At 71.5% G+C, this 15,642-nt stretch carries 17 protein-coding genes and 1 tRNA gene; 10 read left to right on the plus strand and 8 right to left on the minus strand.

From position 1 onward, the window contains the following. The first annotated feature begins 9 nt into the window (after positions 1-9). The 5 genes from AB0I89_RS25575 (at position 10) to AB0I89_RS25595 (ending at position 4,528) form a co-directional block, all read left to right on the plus strand. A complete protein-coding gene (locus tag AB0I89_RS25575) occupies positions 10-1,023 on the plus strand; it encodes an aminoglycoside phosphotransferase family protein (protein WP_357131607.1) in 1,014 nt (337 codons plus the stop codon). A gap of 112 nt (positions 1,024-1,135) precedes the next feature. After that, positions 1,136-1,648, plus strand: coding sequence for a hypothetical protein (locus tag AB0I89_RS25580; protein WP_357131610.1), 513 nt, complete (start codon positions 1,136-1,138; stop codon positions 1,646-1,648). 78 nt (positions 1,649-1,726) lie between these two features. Beyond that, positions 1,727-2,419 (plus strand): response regulator transcription factor, encoded by a 693-nt coding sequence (locus AB0I89_RS25585; protein ID WP_357131613.1) that lies wholly within the window; start codon positions 1,727-1,729, stop codon positions 2,417-2,419. Then, on the plus strand, positions 2,412-3,878 hold the full coding sequence (locus AB0I89_RS25590) for a histidine kinase dimerization/phospho-acceptor domain-containing protein (RefSeq protein ID WP_357131616.1): 1,467 nt from the start codon (positions 2,412-2,414) through the stop codon (positions 3,876-3,878). The genes AB0I89_RS25585 and AB0I89_RS25590 overlap by 8 nt, the downstream gene beginning before the upstream one ends. A 56-nt stretch (positions 3,879-3,934) precedes the next feature. After that, positions 3,935-4,528 carry a hypothetical protein gene (locus AB0I89_RS25595; RefSeq protein WP_357131619.1) on the plus strand — a complete coding sequence of 198 codons (594 nt, stop codon included), beginning with the start codon at positions 3,935-3,937 and terminating at the stop codon, positions 4,526-4,528. Between the two features lie 55 nt (positions 4,529-4,583). On the opposite strand, the gene AB0I89_RS25600 is transcribed toward AB0I89_RS25595, so the two are convergent. Further along, positions 4,584-6,812 (minus strand): hypothetical protein, encoded by a 2,229-nt coding sequence (locus AB0I89_RS25600; protein ID WP_357131622.1) that lies wholly within the window; start codon positions 6,810-6,812, stop codon positions 4,584-4,586. 124 nt (positions 6,813-6,936) lie between these two features. Between AB0I89_RS25600 and AB0I89_RS25605 the strand changes: the two genes are divergently transcribed. Both AB0I89_RS25605 and soxR read left to right on the plus strand, forming a co-directional pair. Then, positions 6,937-7,644 carry a glycosyltransferase family 2 protein gene (locus tag AB0I89_RS25605; protein WP_355240514.1) on the plus strand — a complete coding sequence of 236 codons (708 nt, stop codon included), beginning with the start codon at positions 6,937-6,939 and terminating at the stop codon, positions 7,642-7,644. Between the two features lie 48 nt (positions 7,645-7,692). Continuing rightward, positions 7,693-8,148 (plus strand): redox-sensitive transcriptional activator SoxR, encoded by a 456-nt coding sequence (gene soxR / locus AB0I89_RS25610; RefSeq protein ID WP_357131626.1) that lies wholly within the window; start codon positions 7,693-7,695, stop codon positions 8,146-8,148. Here soxR and AB0I89_RS25615 read toward each other — a convergent pair. Continuing rightward, a complete protein-coding gene (locus AB0I89_RS25615) occupies positions 8,131-9,108 on the minus strand; it encodes an NAD(P)H-quinone oxidoreductase (RefSeq protein WP_357131629.1) in 978 nt (325 codons plus the stop codon). The genes soxR and AB0I89_RS25615 overlap by 18 nt on opposite strands. Before the next feature lie 387 nt (positions 9,109-9,495). Here AB0I89_RS25615 and AB0I89_RS25620 point away from each other — a divergent pair. Beyond that, positions 9,496-9,582, plus strand: a tRNA-Ser gene (locus AB0I89_RS25620). 18 nt (positions 9,583-9,600) lie between these two features. On the opposite strand, the gene AB0I89_RS25625 is transcribed toward AB0I89_RS25620, so the two are convergent. From AB0I89_RS25625 to AB0I89_RS25645, 5 genes are all read right to left on the minus strand, one after another. Next, positions 9,601-9,774, minus strand: a complete 174-nt coding sequence (locus AB0I89_RS25625; protein WP_357131632.1) for a hypothetical protein — start codon at positions 9,772-9,774, stop codon at positions 9,601-9,603. Continuing rightward, entirely contained in the window at positions 9,759-10,142 is a 384-nt protein-coding gene (locus AB0I89_RS25630; RefSeq protein ID WP_357131635.1) for a hypothetical protein, read from the minus strand. Before AB0I89_RS25630 ends, AB0I89_RS25625 begins: the two co-directional genes overlap by 16 nt. Then, positions 10,139-10,645, minus strand: a complete 507-nt coding sequence (locus tag AB0I89_RS25635) for a helix-turn-helix domain-containing protein (protein ID WP_357131638.1) — start codon at positions 10,643-10,645, stop codon at positions 10,139-10,141. Before AB0I89_RS25635 ends, AB0I89_RS25630 begins: the two co-directional genes overlap by 4 nt. Positions 10,646-10,714: 69 nt before the next feature. Beyond that, a complete protein-coding gene (locus tag AB0I89_RS25640) occupies positions 10,715-11,872 on the minus strand; it encodes a low temperature requirement protein A (RefSeq protein WP_357131641.1) in 1,158 nt (385 codons plus the stop codon). 71 nt (positions 11,873-11,943) lie between these two features. Beyond that, positions 11,944-12,099 carry a hypothetical protein gene (locus tag AB0I89_RS25645; RefSeq protein WP_357131644.1) on the minus strand — a complete coding sequence of 52 codons (156 nt, stop codon included), beginning with the start codon at positions 12,097-12,099 and terminating at the stop codon, positions 11,944-11,946. Positions 12,100-12,240: 141 nt separating this feature from the next. Here AB0I89_RS25645 and AB0I89_RS25650 point away from each other — a divergent pair, with 141 nt between their 5' ends. Beyond that, positions 12,241-12,783, plus strand: coding sequence for a YbhB/YbcL family Raf kinase inhibitor-like protein (locus AB0I89_RS25650; RefSeq protein WP_357131647.1), 543 nt, complete (start codon positions 12,241-12,243; stop codon positions 12,781-12,783). Between the two features lie 99 nt (positions 12,784-12,882). Here the strand turns inward: AB0I89_RS25650 and AB0I89_RS25655 are convergent, their stop codons facing one another. Continuing rightward, positions 12,883-13,593, minus strand: a complete 711-nt coding sequence (locus AB0I89_RS25655; RefSeq protein ID WP_357131650.1) for a class I SAM-dependent methyltransferase — start codon at positions 13,591-13,593, stop codon at positions 12,883-12,885. Positions 13,594-13,805: 212 nt separating this feature from the next. Between AB0I89_RS25655 and AB0I89_RS25660 the strand changes: the two genes are divergently transcribed. Next, positions 13,806-15,635 (plus strand): hypothetical protein, encoded by a 1,830-nt coding sequence (locus AB0I89_RS25660; RefSeq protein WP_357131653.1) that lies wholly within the window; start codon positions 13,806-13,808, stop codon positions 15,633-15,635. Positions 15,636-15,642: the final 7 nt, after the last annotated feature.

Below are 15,642 nucleotides of genomic sequence, written 5' to 3' on the forward strand. Positions count from 1 at the left end.
GTGCCCATCGTGACGACGATCGCCGACGAGCGCGCTCCCGACTGGTCCAGCGTGCAGTGGCAGGAGCAGGCCCGGTCCTGGGTCGACGAGCGACTCGCGGGCACCGGCCGGCGGGTCAGTGGGCCGGTCGAGCCCCGGGTCCGGCCGTGGTCGCTGGTCTGGCGGGTGCCGACCGACGACGGACCGGTCTGGTTCAAGGCCAACAACTCCGGCACGACGCACGAGGCGGTCCTGATCGCGACGCTGGCCGCGCTGACGCCCGAGCGGGTGCTGGCCCCGATCGGGGTGGACCGGGAGCGGGGCTGGTCGCTGCTCCCCGACGGCGGGGAGACGCTGCGCGACGTGCTGGGCCGCGACCCCGACCTGACGCACTGGGAGCGGGCCCTGCCCGGGTACGCGGCGCTGCAACTCGCCACCGCGTCGCGCGCCGATGAACTGGTCGCCCTCGGCGTGCCGGACCACCGTCCGGAGGCGCTGGCCGGGCTGCTCGCCGACCTGCTCGACGATGCCGAGTCGCTGCGCGTCGGCGCGGAGGGCGGACTGACCGTCGAGACGTACGAGCGGTTGCGGGCGGAGGTTCCGGCGTACGCGCGGCGGTGCCGTCGGCTCGCGGACATCGGCATTGAGCCAACCGTGCAGCACGACGACCTGCACGACGGCAACGTCTTCGCCGGGCCGGCCGGGTACCGCTACTTCGACTGGGGCGACGCCTCGGTGGCGCACCCCTTCGGCACGCTGCTGGTGACCCTGCGCTCCATTCGGTACGCCACCGCGCTGTCCGCCGACGACGCCAGCCTGGCCCGGCTGCGCGACGCCTACCTGGAGGCGTGGACCGACCGTTACGACCGCCGCACCCTCGTCGAGGCCGCCGGCCTGGCGATGAACCTGGGCGCGGTGAGCCGGTCGCTCTCCTGGCGGCGGGCCCTCGACACGACCGACCCGGCCCGCGCTGAGTACGCCGAGGCGGTGCCCGGGTGGCTCGCCGAGCTGTTCGCCGCTACCCCGCTTCAGCCCGAAAGCTGACCGGCATCCGTCCAGGTCGGAAATCGGACAGGCAGTGCGACGGGCCGGCGTGGAACTTCCAAAAATTCGCCGTGACCCACGTCACCCCGCCGGGCAGGTCGTTGGGCAGGTCATGGACGTCTTCTCCCGAACGTTCCTCCCGGCCGCCACCGAGGCCGGCCTCGCCGTGCAGACCGTGAGCCGGCACATGCCGGTGTTCCGCCGCTGCGTCGGCTCCGGTGACGCGACCATCCTCGTCACCCGTTGTAGCCGCCCCGACCGTCCGGTCACCGGCGACTACCTGCTGCTGCTCACGCACCGCCGACTGGTGGTGACCCAGCAGACCCGACTCCTGCACCGACTGCGCCTGCACCTCAACACCGAGCTGCGAGAGCTGAGCAACGTCACGTGGAGCCCCGACCCGCGGCTGCACTCGGTCGAGCTGGCCGCCACCGCGATCGACGGGATCCGCGAGCGGTTCCTCATCCGCACCACCCACCCGAAGCAGGTGTGGCAGCTCGACGCGCTGCTCAACCACGCCTTTCGGACCCGTCTGCGGGCACCCCGCGAACGGGTTCTCGCCACCATCGGCGACACGCCCGCCCCCGTACGGCCCAGCGTGTTCCGTCCCGCCGTCGCACGCTGACGCCGTACGACGAGCGCCTTTACCGAACTCGAACACGTACCGATCGCGCCGAGCCACCGGGTCGGGAATCATGGGCCGGTGACTTCGGAACCGCCGCACCGCGGACTCGTCCTCGTGGTCGAGGACGAGCCGGCCATCGCCGACCTGGTACGGCTCTACCTGGGCCGCGACGGGTTCGGCGTCCACCTCGAACGCGACGGTGAGGCCGGCCTGAACGCGGCCCGCCGGCTGCGCCCGGTGGCCTGCGTCCTGGACATCGCCCTGCCCGGCCTTCCCGGCACCGAGATCTGCCGACGGCTGCGCGAGGCCGGCGACTGGACGCCGGTCATCTTTCTCACCGCTCGCGACGACGAGGTCGACCGGATCGTCGGGCTGGAGTTGGGCGCCGACGACTACGTGACGAAACCGTTCAGCCCGCGCGAGCTGGTCGCCCGGGTACGCGCCGTGCTGCGCCGTAGCGCCGGTGGCCCGGAGGGCGCGGAACGCCCGCGCGTCGTCGGCCCGGTGACCCTCGACCCGGCCCGCCGGACGGTCACCGCCGGAGGGCTGCCGGTGCAGCTCACCTCGACCGAATTCGACCTGCTGGCCCATCTCATGGCCCGGCCGGGGCGGGTCTTCACCCGCGAGGAGTTGCTGGCCGGGGTCTGGGGATACGCCGCGCACGCCGGCACCCGCACCGTGGACGTGCACGTCGCGCAGGTACGCGCGAAGCTCGGCCCGGCCAGCGTCATCCGCACCCACCGCGGCGTGGGGTACGCGGTCGATGCCTGAGCAGCCGGTACGCGTCGAGTCGCCGACCATGGCGCTGCCGGTGGTCGGCGACCGCCAGTCGGCCGCCCCCCGTCGCAACCGGCTCGGCCGGACCCTGACCGCCCGCGCGGTGCTGGTCACCTGTGCGGTGGCACTGGTGTCGGTGCTCGTCACGGCGATCGTCGCCGTGCCGCTGGCGATCCGGGGCGCGGAGCGACGCGATCAGGACGCCCTCGCCGCCCAGGCGCGACTCGCCGCCGAGGTGCTGCGGACCCGGCTGGACCGGGGACGCGCCGCCGACGAGGAGAAGCTCATCCAGCAACTCCGTGACCAGGGCATCGACGCGTACCTGATCCGGCGCGGGACCGTCGACCGGGCGGGCCTGCCGCCGCGCGTGGTGCAGCGGATCGGGCAGGGCCGCAACGTGTCGGCCCGCCGGTCGGTCAACGGGCACCGCGCCCTGGTGGAGGGCCGGGCGCTGCCCGACGGCAACGGGGTCGTGCTCTCCCGCGCCACGTCGGACGGGCTGTGGGCGCAGGTGCTGCTCAGCCTGTGGCTGCCGCTGCTGGCCGGCCTGGCCGCCGGTGTGGTGGCCGGTCTCCTGTTGGCCCGCCGCCTGGCCCGACCGATCCGCGTTGCGGCCACCGCCGCCGCCCGGTTGCGCGCCGGCGACCGCGCCGTGCGGGTGCCGGTCGAGTCGCCGGACGAGGTCGCCGACCTGGCCGAGGCGTTGAACGGCCTGGCCGCCGCGCTGACCACCAGCGAGGGCCGGCAGCGGGAGTTCCTGCTGTCCGTCTCGCACGAGCTGCGCACCCCGCTGACCGCGATCCGGGGGTACGCCGAGGCGCTGGCCGACGGGGTCATCGACGCGGACGGCACCGCCGACACCGGCCGGACCATGCTGGCCGAGGCCCAGCACCTCGACCGGCTGATCGGCGACCTGCTGGCGCTGGCCCGGTTGGAGGCCGCCGACTTCCCGCTGGAGCCGGTACCCGTCGACCTCACCCGACTGGCCGCCGACGCGGAGCCCACCTGGTCCGGCCGCTGCGCTGCGGTCGGGGTGCCGTTCCACCTCCAGACGCCCGGCGCGCCGGTGTCCGCGTACACCGATCCGGGTCGGATCCGGCAGGTGCTGGACGGGCTGTTGGAGAACGCGCTGCGGGTCGTACCCCCGGGTGCGCCCGTGGTGCTCGCGGTCCGGCCGGTCGGTCCGGACCCGGCGGCCGGCGGTGTGCTGGAGGTCCGCGACGGCGGGCCCGGCTTCACCGACGACGACCTGGCGGTGGCGTTCGAGCGGGGGGCGCTGCACGAGCGGTACCGGGGGGTGCGCAAGGTGGGCAGCGGTCTCGGGCTGGCGCTCGCGGCCGGGCTGGTGCGCCGGCTCGGCGGGGAGATTGTCGCGGGTCACGCGCCCGAGGGTGGCGCTGCCTTCACGGTCCGGCTGCCCGGTGATCCTTACCGGACCCGTACATCGGCCTGACGGTCCGCTCGTCCTCGCGGGGAAGGCTGAAGGCTCCACGGACGAGAGGGAGAGTCATGCCACGTTGGGGATTCGTCACCGGCACCACGGCACTGTTCGCAGCGGTGGCGCTCGGCGTCAGCGGATGCGGCGCGGCCGAGGTGGCCAGCCAGCCCGCGCGGGACGCGGCTGTCGAGGTCGCCGCCGCGATGGGTGTGGAGGGCCAGGCGCTCACCGCGATGGGCTTCGACGCCAACGACCTGGACGTGCAGACCCTCGCCGCCCCGGCGACGCCCGCACCTTCTCCCACGGCGGCCGAGAAGGGTAAGCAGAAGCGCGGCGAGGAGTTGCGCAAGCGCCACCAGGCCCGCGTGCTGCTGCGGAAGAACACCCTGCACGGCGAGGCGGTGGTGCAGACCAAGGAGAACGGTACGCAGACCGTCGCCGTCCAGCGTGGCGCGGTGACCGCCGTCGACGGCGACTCGATGACCGTCAAGTCCACCGACGGTTTCACGATGACGTGGACCTTCGGCGAGGACCTGCGCGTCGTCGAGAAGCGGTCGACGGTGCAGCCCAGCGAGGTGAAGGTCGGCACGACGGTCGGCGTCGCCGGCACCAAGGACGGGGACAAGGGCGTCGCCCGGCTCGTCCTCATCCCTCGCGCCAAGTAGCCGAAAGCGAGGGCCCCGCACGTCGTACGTGCGGGGCCCTCGCCTGCCGTAGTTGTCAGCGTCCCGGGGGCAGGGCGTAACCGACGTAGTCGCGGAACTCCAACCGCCACCCGGCCGGGACCAGCTCGGCGCAGGCCGGCTGGCTACCGGTGCAGACGATCGCGTCCACCGAGGCCGGGTCGGCGGGCGGTCGCTCCGGCAGGACCGACTGCAACGACACCAGATCCGGGGAGCTGCCGTCCGGCTGGCGCAGCAGCAGCCACCACGGGTACTCCCAGTCGTCGTTCCGCTCGACCAGACCGATCCGGCGCGCGCCGCTCTCGCGGACCGCCGCCGCGGCCCAGCGGAACTCGTCGGCCCACTCGGGTCGGCGCAGGAACCGGGTGTCCCAGTCCGAGGTCGTGAAGACCGAGCCCGAGCCGACGAGCCGGCGCGGAAAGCCGTACGACAGCGCGAGCACTCCGGCCAGCGCCGAGGTGGCGAGCACGACGACGACCGCCACGGCGGCCACCGAGCGTCGCCTCCGATCCGGGTCGGCGGGCTCCGGCGTCCGGTCGGCGTGGCGGCGCAGGAGCGCGTCGAGCCAGAGGCCGGCGAGCGGGACGGCGAGCACCAGGGCGTAGAGGATCAGTCGGTTGCCCCACGGCTGCCACTTGATCATTGAGGTGTGCAGCAGCACGGCGGCCAGCACCACCACGGCGTACGCCCGCAGCGGCCCCGCCTGCGCCGGATCGATCCGGCGCGGGCGGACGAGGGCGACCAGCGCGCCGAGCAGCGCCACCGACCCGGCGATCGGGAACGCCACCCGATCCTCGTCCGGGTACCAGGCCGGCACCGGGAACACCTCCCGGCCGAAGGTGATCGCCCGGTCCTGGGGGTCGACGCCGATCGCCTCCGCACCGCCGATGATCGCGTCCGCGCCGGCGGTTCGCAGCGGCGCGACCGGCGTGTCGAAGGCCGTGTGCCCGATGCGCAGCGCGTTGACCAGAATCGAGGCCGGGTCGTGCCGCTCCATCGGGATCGACTCACGTAGCCGGGGCGGGCCCAACGGGTGCCCGAACTCGGCCGTCACCCGGGCCAGGAACGGGCCGACCACCAGCGCGGCCACCGCCATGATCAGCACCGAGCCGGTAACTACCCGGAACACCGGCCGCGCCCGACCGGCCGACGCCCCGGCGGTCGCCGCCCGACCCGACGGTTCGGCGGCTGATGGCCGAGCCGCCAGGGCCAGCCGGAGCTGGGCCAGACCCCAGAGCACCAGCAGCGGGCCCACCGCGATCAGACCACTGGTCTTGGTCACCGCGGTCAACCCGGTGGCCGCCCCCAGGCCGAGCACGGTTCCCCAGCCGGTGCGTCGGCGCAGACCGTCCAGAGCGAGGGTCGCCGCGCACGCCACCCACGCCGCGCAGACCAGGTCGGTCTGCGTGCTGGTGGCCTGTAGCGCGACCATCGGGGTGCTGGCCAGCACGAACGCGGTGATCAACTGGGCTCGCCGGCCGCCGCCGAGCTGCGCCGTGATCCGCGCGGCCACCAGGAGGCAGAGCACCCCGGCGGCCCACTGCACCAGGTTGTGCAGCGCGTCGCCGCCGGTGAGTAGGCGCAGGTGCAGCAGCAGGTACTCCGCGCCGGGCGGGATGGTCACCTGCCGGTGGATGGCGGTGGGCCAGAAGTCGAGGTCGCCCTGGGCCACCCAGTGCTCGACCTTCGGCAGGTGGTACGTCTGCGAGTCGAAGTTGTTCGGCTCGGCCAAGAGCGCGATCAGCAGCTCCAGCAGCACCAGGCCGCCGATGCCGCCCGCGAGCAGCCGTTCGCCCCGACCCGCCGTACGCCAACTCTCGGTCGCCCGGGTGAGCAGTCTGGCGCGTACTCCCTTGGGCTGGATCGGTGCGGCCGTGCGCCCGCCCACCGGGCCGTGGTCGACGGCCGGGGCGGGTGTGTCCGGGGCGGCGCCGGCGGGCACCGCCGCGCCCACCGGCACCGGCTGCGGCGTCGCGGCGGCGGCCGGTGTGGCCGGGGTGTCGCGTCGCCGGCGCAGAGCCACCGCCGTCGCGGCGGCGAGGAGAAAGAGCAGCCAGGCGGCGACGAACGCCGGCCGGGTCAGGGTGTGCAGCGCGCCGAGCACCTCGACGACGAGCACCGCGTACGCGCCGGTGAGCAGCGCGGCGCGCACCGCGGCGAGCCGGGACGGGGCCACCGCAGACGTCCCGCGCGGCTTCGACGCGATCGTGAGCAGGAGCACCGAGGCGGCGGGGAGCACCGCGAGCAGGGGGCCGGCAGCCGACATGGCGGGAAGTAAACACCATCGGGCTGAAACCGCCACGCCGGCTGTCCGACGGTGGCGGCCACCGTTGGGCTGACCAGCCAGGCTAGGCTAGGCCCGACGTGTTGTCGCCACCGTGGAGATTCCCGTGAAGCTCTCGATCCTCATGCCGGTCTACAACGAGGAAGAACGCATCGCGGATGCCCTCAAGCAGGCATTGGCGGTGGACTACCCCTGCGAGATCGAGCTGGTCGTGGTCGACGACGGCAGCCGTGACGGCACCGGCGAGGTCCTCGGTCGCGCCGACGACGCGCGCCTGCGGGTGATCACCCACCAGCGCAACGCGGGCAAGGGCGCGGCCATCAAGACGGCGGTCGACAGCGCCGAGGGCGAATACATGGTCATCCTCGACGCCGATCTGGAGTACGACCCGCAGGACATCCCGAAGCTGCTCGCCCCGGTGCTCGACGGGCGGGCCACGGTCGTCTACGGCAATCGCACGTTCGGCAGCCACAGCGCCTACAGCTTCTGGTACGTGATGGGCAACAAGGGCGTCACGATGGCGGCGAACGTCCTCTTCAACTCGTACATCGGTGACCTGGAGACCTGCTTCAAGCTGATGCCGGTGGAGCTGTACCGGTCGCTGGAGGTGCGCTCGCGGGGCTTCGGCATGGAGGCCGAGGTGACCGGCAAGCTGCTGCGCCGCCGGATCCGCCCGTACGAGGTGCCGATCAGCTACCGGGCCCGGGGCCGCGAAGAGGGCAAGAAGATCACCTGGAAGGACGGCGTCGAGGCGATCTGGATCCTCGGTCGCGAGCGCGCCCGCCGTCGCCCGGCGGTCTCCTCCGCGCGTTGATCGCCGGTAACCTTGAGTTGAAGTCCACTTCAACTCAAGGACCCGGTGATGCAGGACGCGTTGACGATCGGTGAGCTGTCCGTCCGCTCCGGCGTGGCACCGTCCGCGCTGCGCTACTACGAGCGCCTCGGCCTGATCCGCGCCGACCGCACCGGCGGCAACCAGCGCCGCTACGCCCGCGCCGAGCTGCGGCGGGTCGCCTTCATCCGGATCTCCCAGCAGGTCGGCGTCTCGCTCGACGAGATCCGCGACGCGCTGGAATCGCTGCCCGAGCGCCGTACCCCCAGCCCGCAGGACTGGGAGCGCCTCTCCGCGAGCTGGCGCGGCCGGCTGGACGAGAAGATCCGGCTGCTCACCAAGCTCCGCGACGACCTCGACGGCTGCATCGGCTGCGGCTGCCTGTCCCTGCAACGCTGCATGCTCTACAACCCCGGCGACACCCTCGCCGCCCAGGGCCCCGGCGCCCGCCTCATGCTGCCGCCCGCCTCACCCGAGGGTGAGTAGCACCTTCCCGACGTGGTCGCTCGACTCGACCAGCCGATGCGCCTCGGCCGCCTCGGCCATCGGCAGCCGCCGGTCCACCACCGGGCGGACCGCGCCAGCCGCGACCAACGGCCACACCTCATCGCGTACGCCCCGCACGATCCCCGCCTTCTCGGCCAGCGGCCGGGAGCGCAGCGCGGTCGCCGACACGCTGGCCCGCTTGGTCAGCAACGCGCCGAGATCCAGCTCGGCCTTGCGGCCACCCTGCATCCCGATCACCACGAGCCGACCGCCGGTGGCCAGCGCCGACACGTTCCGCCCCAGGTAGGAAGCGCCCAGAATGTCGAGGATGACGTCCGCGCCGTGGCCGTCGGTGGCCTCACGGACCTCCTCGACGAAATCCTGGTCCCGGTAGTCGATCGTGTGCGCCGCGCCCAGTTCGCGCAGCCGGGCGTGCTTCGTCGTCCGGGCGGTCGCCAGGACCGTGGCGCCGAGCGCCGCCCCGAACTGGATCGCGAACGTGCCGATCCCACTGCCCCCGCCGTGCACCAGCAGCGTGTCGCCGGCGGTGAGTCGACCCACCCCCACCACGTTCGACCACACCGTGCAGGCCACCTCCGGCAGCGCCGCGGCGTCGACCAGGTCCACGCCGGCCGGCACCGGCAGCAGTTGGCCGGCGGGCACCGCCACGCGCTCGGCGTACCCGCCACCGGCCAGCAGGGCGCAGACCTCCTGGCCGACCGCCCACCCGGTCACCTCCGGGCCGACCGCGTCGATCACCCCGGAACACTCCAGACCGAGGTACGCGGGCGCGCCCGGCGGCGGCGGATAGTGCCCCTGCCGTTGCAGCAGGTCCGCGCGGTTGACCCCGCTGGCCCGCACCCGGACGATCACCTCACCCGGGCCGGGCTCGGGATCGGGCACCTCGGCCCAGACCAGCGCGTCGGGTCCACCAGGCTGCGGAACGGTGATGGCTCGCATGCCCCCAGTCTCACCCGCCGCGCTCGCCGCCGCAGACGCACCCCTCGCGGCGACGCGGTCCCTGTCGGCTTGGTCCCCCCGGCTTGCGGGAAACCAGTCGGTCCGCGGGCTTGGTTCCCCGGCTTCCGTGAAACCGGGCGGCCCGCGGGCTTGGTTCCCCGGCTTGCGGGAAACCGGGCGGTCCGCGGGCTTGGTCAACTCGGCTTCCGTGAAACCGGGGCATCCGGGCGCGCGGGACGCCCCGGTTTCCGGGGACCCGAGTCGATCAGCGCCACAGTGGACGCTGGAGCTGCCGCCTGGCCGGCGCTTTTCGGGGAGGGACGCCGAGCCGGCCGCCGGGTGCCGTGGCAGACTGTTCACGGCCGCGCACCCACGGGTGCCGGTCCGGGAGGGTTCGCCTAGTGGCCGATGGCGCTGGTCTTGAAAACCGGTAAGGCAGCGATGTCTTCGTGGGTTCGAATCCCACACCCTCCGCAGAACGCCGCGTAGCCGTCAGATCGCCGGCAGATAGCTGGCGATCCAGTCCCTCAGTCGTTTCCGCACCAGCGGATGCACGTCAACCATCTCGATCCGCTCCGCCACCATTGCTGGATCGACGAGCCCGGCCCGGATCAGCGCGTCGGCGAAGGCGTGGTCCTTCTCCCTGCCGGCTACCAGCTTGGACACAACGCAGTCGTGCGGTTCGAGCGGGTAGCCCCGCCCCGGTGGGTGCTCTGAGACTCCACCAGGACCAGCCGATCCCGCCAGCCGTCGGGCAGCCTCGCCGTCGACACGCTCACGCCTTGGGCGTAGTAGCCGTTCGTCTCGTGGAAAAGCGAAAGCTCGCCGATGGCACCGTCGACCTGGTCAGCCTTCCGGTCGTCGGGGTCGTCGAAGAACGCCACGTCGACCTCCATCGAGGCGGTGGCTTCGAGCGGAAGTCTGCTCTCCGGGATGGCCCCCAGGACCGACTGGCTGCCGATGACGAGGACGTCCGGGTCTCCGACAATCTGGCAGGCAGACCGCAGGACATGCTCCAGTTGTTCGCGTCTCACGCCACCCGCCCCCAGCCGCTGCGCGTGAAGGAGTCGAGAACCTTCGTGCGCTGGGGCTGCGAGAGGACCCCGGCGAAGGGCGAGTTCTGTCGTAGCTCCACAGCTTCCGGGTCATCCGAGGTCAACGTCTTGAGGACGGCACCCACACCCTCGTTGATCTTGTCCTGCCAACGCTTGAGCCAGACTTCTGTCATGGTCCCCTGGTGTTGCCGCAGGAGTCGATCAAGATTTTCCCCGGCCTTGTTCAGTACCGCGTCCGGGTCGGTGACCAAACTCCCCGCTATCGCCTGGTGCAGCCACAGCGACTTGAGCTGATCACGGGTCAGTTCCGGCTTGGGGCGCAGCAGCGCCTCGACATGTTCTCGCCGGAGCCGTCGATGCGCGCCGACCTTCACAAACGGCAGTTCGCCACGCTCGCACAGGTTGACCACCTGCTGCCGCGACGTCCCCAGCAGCTTGGCAACCTGACCGGTGGTCAGAAGGTCGTCACCCGTAGTCGACACAGGTGAAGCATGCGTCACAAACGCCAAAAACACAAATAACCTCATCGCGTTCCGCTGGCCAAGCCGCTGTCAGTCGGAGGTCCGGCTCGCACGTCTCGTCCACGCCTCGTAGCCGAGTAGGGCGGCGAGGAACGCCGTCAGCAGGCCGAGGGCGCCCAGGGCCGGCAGATGTCGGCCGACGGGGAGCAACAGCAGCGCCACACCGGGCGCGACGAACTGCTCTGATCGTACGCACCGGACGCTGAGGACGAGGAAGGTCGCCCGGCCCGCGAGGTACAGGGCCGTTCCGCCGAACAGTGCGGTGGCCGGGATCCACCCCAGCGTGCCGTGCCCCAGCTCGGTCAGCACCTCCTCGACTCCCAAGGCCACGTAGATCGTCCCGGCGAGCAGGGGGAGATGGGCGACGCTATAGGCGTTGCCGGCGACGAACCCGCGCCGCAGCCCGGACCGAGTTGTGAGCGCTCGGCCGGCGTTTCCCGCGCTCGTGAAGTACAGCCAGTAGAGGCCGCCCGTCACGCTGAGGGTGAGCAGGCCCGCCACCAGCGTCTGCCCGCGGATCATCTGGGTCCCGACACCGGCGCTGACCGAGATCAGGGACTCGCCGAGCGCGATGATCACGACCAGGCCGTGCCGCTCCACGAAGTGACCGGGGCTGCGTACCGGCCACCCGCTCAGCAGCAGGGCGAGCACCCCGCCGCTCATGTCGACGACGAGCGCAACCGCCCACAGCAGGATCTGCGGGGTGCCGCCGAACGTGGCACCGAGGACGAGCGGGATCCAGGACAGCGCGGTGGTGAGGGCGTAGAGCCGGACGGTCCGCAGCAGCCGGGGATCGTCCGAGGCCACCCAGTGGAAGAGGATGAACTGGATCGTCCGCACCACGATGTACGCCAGTACCAGCGTCAGCCGCGGCATCGCCGTATCCGGGCCGGTCTCCCAGACCTCCGGGATGACGAGCGCGATGAGGAAGATGGCCCCCATCGCCATGGTCACGCCGATGCAGATCGGCCCGACGTCGATGCGGACGGAGTTGCCGAGCCAGGCGTACACGAGCCAGGAGTTCCACAGCAGCATGAGGACGAGCAGTCCCTGCACCAGGGTTACCGGCGCGGGCCGTTCGCTCATGAACGAGGTGACCCGGATGAGCCCGAAGACGAGTACCAGGTCGAAGAAGACCTCGAACAAGGTCGGTCGGTGGGTCTCCGTCGTGACCACTGGCCGCGCCATCCGGTCATCTTCACCGTCCGAGCGGGCGGCGTCCGGTGCCTGGCTCTCCGGTCACCCCCGCGGGTCTGCGGCTACGTACCCTCGGGCTCGTCCCGTCGGGCTTCGCGGATCGTCGTGTCGGCGAGTCGTTCGACGGCGCGTCGACGCTCCTCGGCGAGCGCCCGCTCGTCCGGTTTGCGCAGGACGCCGACGACGGCGACCAGAAAGTCCCGCCAGATGCTGAGCAAGGAATTCCCCCCGTGGAACGCTTCAGGGGCCTCACCCTAGCCCGCTCCCGTGATCCGGCACACCCCGACCAATCGGTCGTTCCATGCCGTGGAAAGGGGTATGAAGGGGCTGGTATCTGCCCACTCCGGAAGGACGTACCGATGACCCTGGAACGACCGATCGCCCCGGACCCGTACGAGCTGCTGCCGACCGTCCCCTCGTTCACCCTGACCAGTGACGACGTGCAGAACGGCGAGCCGATGGACGTCCGGCACATGCACGGCAGCGCCGGCGGTGAGAACGTCTCGCCGCAGCTCACCTGGTCGGACTTCCCCGCCGAGACCAAGAGCTTCACCGTCACCTGCTACGACCCGGACGCGCCGACCGGCAGCGGCTTCTGGCACTGGGTGCTGGTGAACGTGCCGGTCGACGTCACGCAGCTGCCGACCGGTGCCGGGGGTGCGGCGGGCACCGATCTCGGCGGAGCGTTCTCGGTCCGCAACGACTACGGCGAGCAGGGGTACGGCGGCGCGGCGCCGCCGCCCGGTGACCGCCCCCACCGGTACGTCTTCGCGGTGCACGCCCTCGACGTGGACCGCCTGGACCTGACCCCCGACGCGAGCCCCGCCTACGTCGGCTTCAACCTGACCTTCCACACCCTGGCGAGAGCGGTCATCCGCCCCACGTGCCAGATCAAGGAGTAACCCCACCGCGTCGATCTTGCACTTTCTGCGCTGACATATCCCCGCACAAGGGACGTGTCGGCAACCGAAAGTGCAAGATCGACGAGGAGGGGGTGGGCGTCAGGCCGGGACGCGGGCCACCGCGAAGACGGACTGGCCGAACGGGGGGCGGACGACCTGCTCGGCGGCCTTGGTGGCGGGGAGGACCAGGGTGTCGTACGCCTTGACCATGGGGCCCTCCTTCGGCATGAGCCGGAAGACCTTGGTGGCCATGAAGTAGCCGATCAACCCGAGCGCGTTCGCGTAGTGGATCTTCTCTACGGTCAGGCCGGCCTCGGTCATCGCCGTACCGAGCGTCTTCTTCGTGTAGCGGCGGACGTGGCCGGTGGCGATGTCGGCCGGGCTCATGGCGAATTGGAACGCCGGCACGATGATGATCACCGCGCCGCCGGGTCGGACCAGGTCACGCATGCTGCGCAGCGCGCCCACGTGGTCGTCGATGTGCTCCAGCACGTTGTACGAGACCGCGGCGCTGTAGTTTCCCCGATCGTTGTGCGGCAGCAGCATCTGCCGGACGTCGACACCCGCCTGGCTGGCGAGCCGCTCCTTGAGCTGCACGAGCCGGTCGGGGTCGGCCTCCGTGGCGGTGAACCGGGGTAGCCGCTGCGACCATTCCAGCGCGTAGTCGCCGAGGCCGCTGCCGATCTCGATCGGGTCGTCACCGAGGTACGGCACCGCCAGTTCGACGAACCAGCGACGGTGGTTGACGGCCATCGCCAGGCCCTCAAGCACCTCGGACTGGACGCGCTGGTCCCCAGTGATTTCTGCCATGCGTCGATTCCTCACGATATGAACTCGACCCGTGCCTGGACCGACAGAGTGAATCATCCGCTTGGATGGCAGCGGAATCGGGGGAGCTGTTGGCCGAATTGCGGGTCGGGGGGTGGGCACGTGATCGGCGGTCGGCGAACCCGGCACATAGTACGGCAGTACCTCGAAACATGTCACGGCACCGTCATACGCTGACTACCCTATGAATTGTCATGACTACTCCCGAATCGGACGCTCCCGGCGACGGTCCGTCCACCGCGTCGCGGGTGGAGGAGCCCGGCGACGGCGATCGGTTGCGCCGTAACGGGAAGTGGGTCGATCTGGCCGCCGTGCTGAGCTTCGTGGTGCTCGCCTTCTGGATCACCGGGCGTCTCTGGTGGGACCCGGGCAGTGGAGTGCGCGACAACCGTTCGGACCAGTCGCAGTTCGAATGGATGATGGCGCACGGTGCGCGGGTGGTCACGCAATTCGCGTACCCGTTCCACTCGGACCAGATGAACGTGCCGGACGGCGTCAACCTCATGGCAAATACGTCCGTATTATCCATTTCATTGCCAATAACGCCGATCACCCTGTTGTTCGGGCCACGTGTGTCATTCCTGCTCTTTCTCACTCTCGGAATGATCGCCACGGCCACGGCCTGGTACTTCCTGCTCTCCCGCGTCCTGGTCAAGAGCCGGGGGCCGGCCTGGCTGGGCGCCGGCTTCTGCGCGTTCGCGCCGGCCATGGTGTCGCACGCCAACGGCCACCCGAACATCGTGTCGCAGTTCGTCGTCCCGCTGATCATCTGGCGTACGCTGCGGCTCGCCGACCCCGGCCGCTGGCTGCGTAACGGTGTGCTGCTCGCCTTGGTGATCGTCTGGCAGGCGTTTCTCAACCTGGAGATCCTGCTGATGACCGCGATCGGGCTCGGCGTGGTCGTCGGCGTGCTGGCCCTCGCTCGCCCCGCTCTGCGATCACGGACCCGAGGGTTCCTCGCCGGCCTGGCCGTCGCCGCCGTGGTCGCCGGTGCGCTGCTCGCGTACCCGCTGTACGTGCAGTTCTTCGGCCCCGGCGCCTACTCCGGGTTGTCCAGCCTGATCCGTGGCTACTCCAGTGACCTGGCCTCGTTCGTCGCGTACTCCCGGGAGTCGCTGGCCGGCAGCCCGCGCACCGCCGCCGGCCTGGCCAAGAACCCGACCGAGGAGAACAGCTTCTTCGGCTGGTCGCTGCTGGTGCTGGTGGTCGCCCTCGTCTGGTGGCTGCGGCGCTCGGCGGTGGTGCTCGCGCTGGCCGGGCTCGGGCTGCTCTTCGCGGTGCTCTCGCTCGGCCGGGAGATCCGCTTCAACAATCGCGGCACCGGGGTGCCGGGGCCCTGGGCGGCGCTGGAGAACCTGCCGATCCTGCACTCGGTGGTGCCGACCCGGTGGGCGCTGGCGATCACCCCGATCATCGGGGTGTTGCTCGCCTACGGTGCCGAGCGCGCCCGCGAGCTGGCCCGCGCCCGACCGGCGGCCCGGCTGCAGATCCGCTTCGCCACCGCGACCGTGCTGACGATGGCCCTGCTGCCGATCCTGCCCACCCCGCTGCCGGTGGTCCAACTGGATCCGGTGCCCACCTTCGTGACCAGTGGGGCCTGGCGGCCGTACGTGGCTGGTGGGCGCAGTGTGGTGACCCTGCCGCTGCCGGACACCACCTACGCGGAGCCGCTGCGCTGGGCTGCCGTCACCCGGCTCGACATGCCGCTGGCCCGGGGCTACTTCCTCGGCCCGGACACCCGCCCGAGCGCCCAGCCGCCGAAGGTCGCGCTGTTCACCGCGCCGCCGCGACCCACGAGCAGCTTCTTCGCCACCATCCGCCGTACCGGCGCGGTGCCGCCGATCACCCCGCAGAGTCGGGTCAAGGCGGTCGACGACCTGCGCTACTGGCGGGCCGGCGTGGTGATCCTCGGACCGCACGAGCATGAGATGGAGCTACGTCGCGGTATGACCGAGCTGACCGGTATCCAGCCGACCTTCACCGGCGGCGTGTGGGTGTGGGACGTCCGGTCGCTGACCGACTGAAAAGGGG

This window comes from Micromonospora sp. NPDC049801 (assembly GCF_040656575.1).
Taxonomy (GTDB): Bacteria; Actinomycetota; Actinomycetes; order Mycobacteriales; family Micromonosporaceae; genus Micromonospora.

Coding starts and splice junctions, on each gene's coding strand:
- AB0I89_RS25580 (WP_357131610.1), top strand. CDS start 1,136: ATGGACGTCTTCTCCCGAACGTTCCTCCCGGCCGCCACCGAGGCCGGC.
- soxR (WP_357131626.1), top strand. CDS start 7,693: ATGCAGGACGCGTTGACGATCGGTGAGCTGTCCGTCCGCTCCGGCGTG.
- AB0I89_RS25655 (WP_357131650.1), bottom strand. CDS start 13,593: ATGGCAGAAATCACTGGGGACCAGCGCGTCCAGTCCGAGGTGCTTGAG.
- AB0I89_RS25590 (WP_357131616.1), top strand. CDS start 2,412: ATGCCTGAGCAGCCGGTACGCGTCGAGTCGCCGACCATGGCGCTGCCG.
- AB0I89_RS25600 (WP_357131622.1), bottom strand. CDS start 6,812: ATGTCGGCTGCCGGCCCCCTGCTCGCGGTGCTCCCCGCCGCCTCGGTG.
- AB0I89_RS25640 (WP_357131641.1), bottom strand. CDS start 11,872: ATGGCGCGGCCAGTGGTCACGACGGAGACCCACCGACCGACCTTGTTC.
- AB0I89_RS25595 (WP_357131619.1), top strand. CDS start 3,935: ATGCCACGTTGGGGATTCGTCACCGGCACCACGGCACTGTTCGCAGCG.
- AB0I89_RS25615 (WP_357131629.1), bottom strand. CDS start 9,108: ATGCGAGCCATCACCGTTCCGCAGCCTGGTGGACCCGACGCGCTGGTC.
- AB0I89_RS25650 (WP_357131647.1), top strand. CDS start 12,241: ATGACCCTGGAACGACCGATCGCCCCGGACCCGTACGAGCTGCTGCCG.
- AB0I89_RS25660 (WP_357131653.1), top strand. CDS start 13,806: ATGACTACTCCCGAATCGGACGCTCCCGGCGACGGTCCGTCCACCGCG.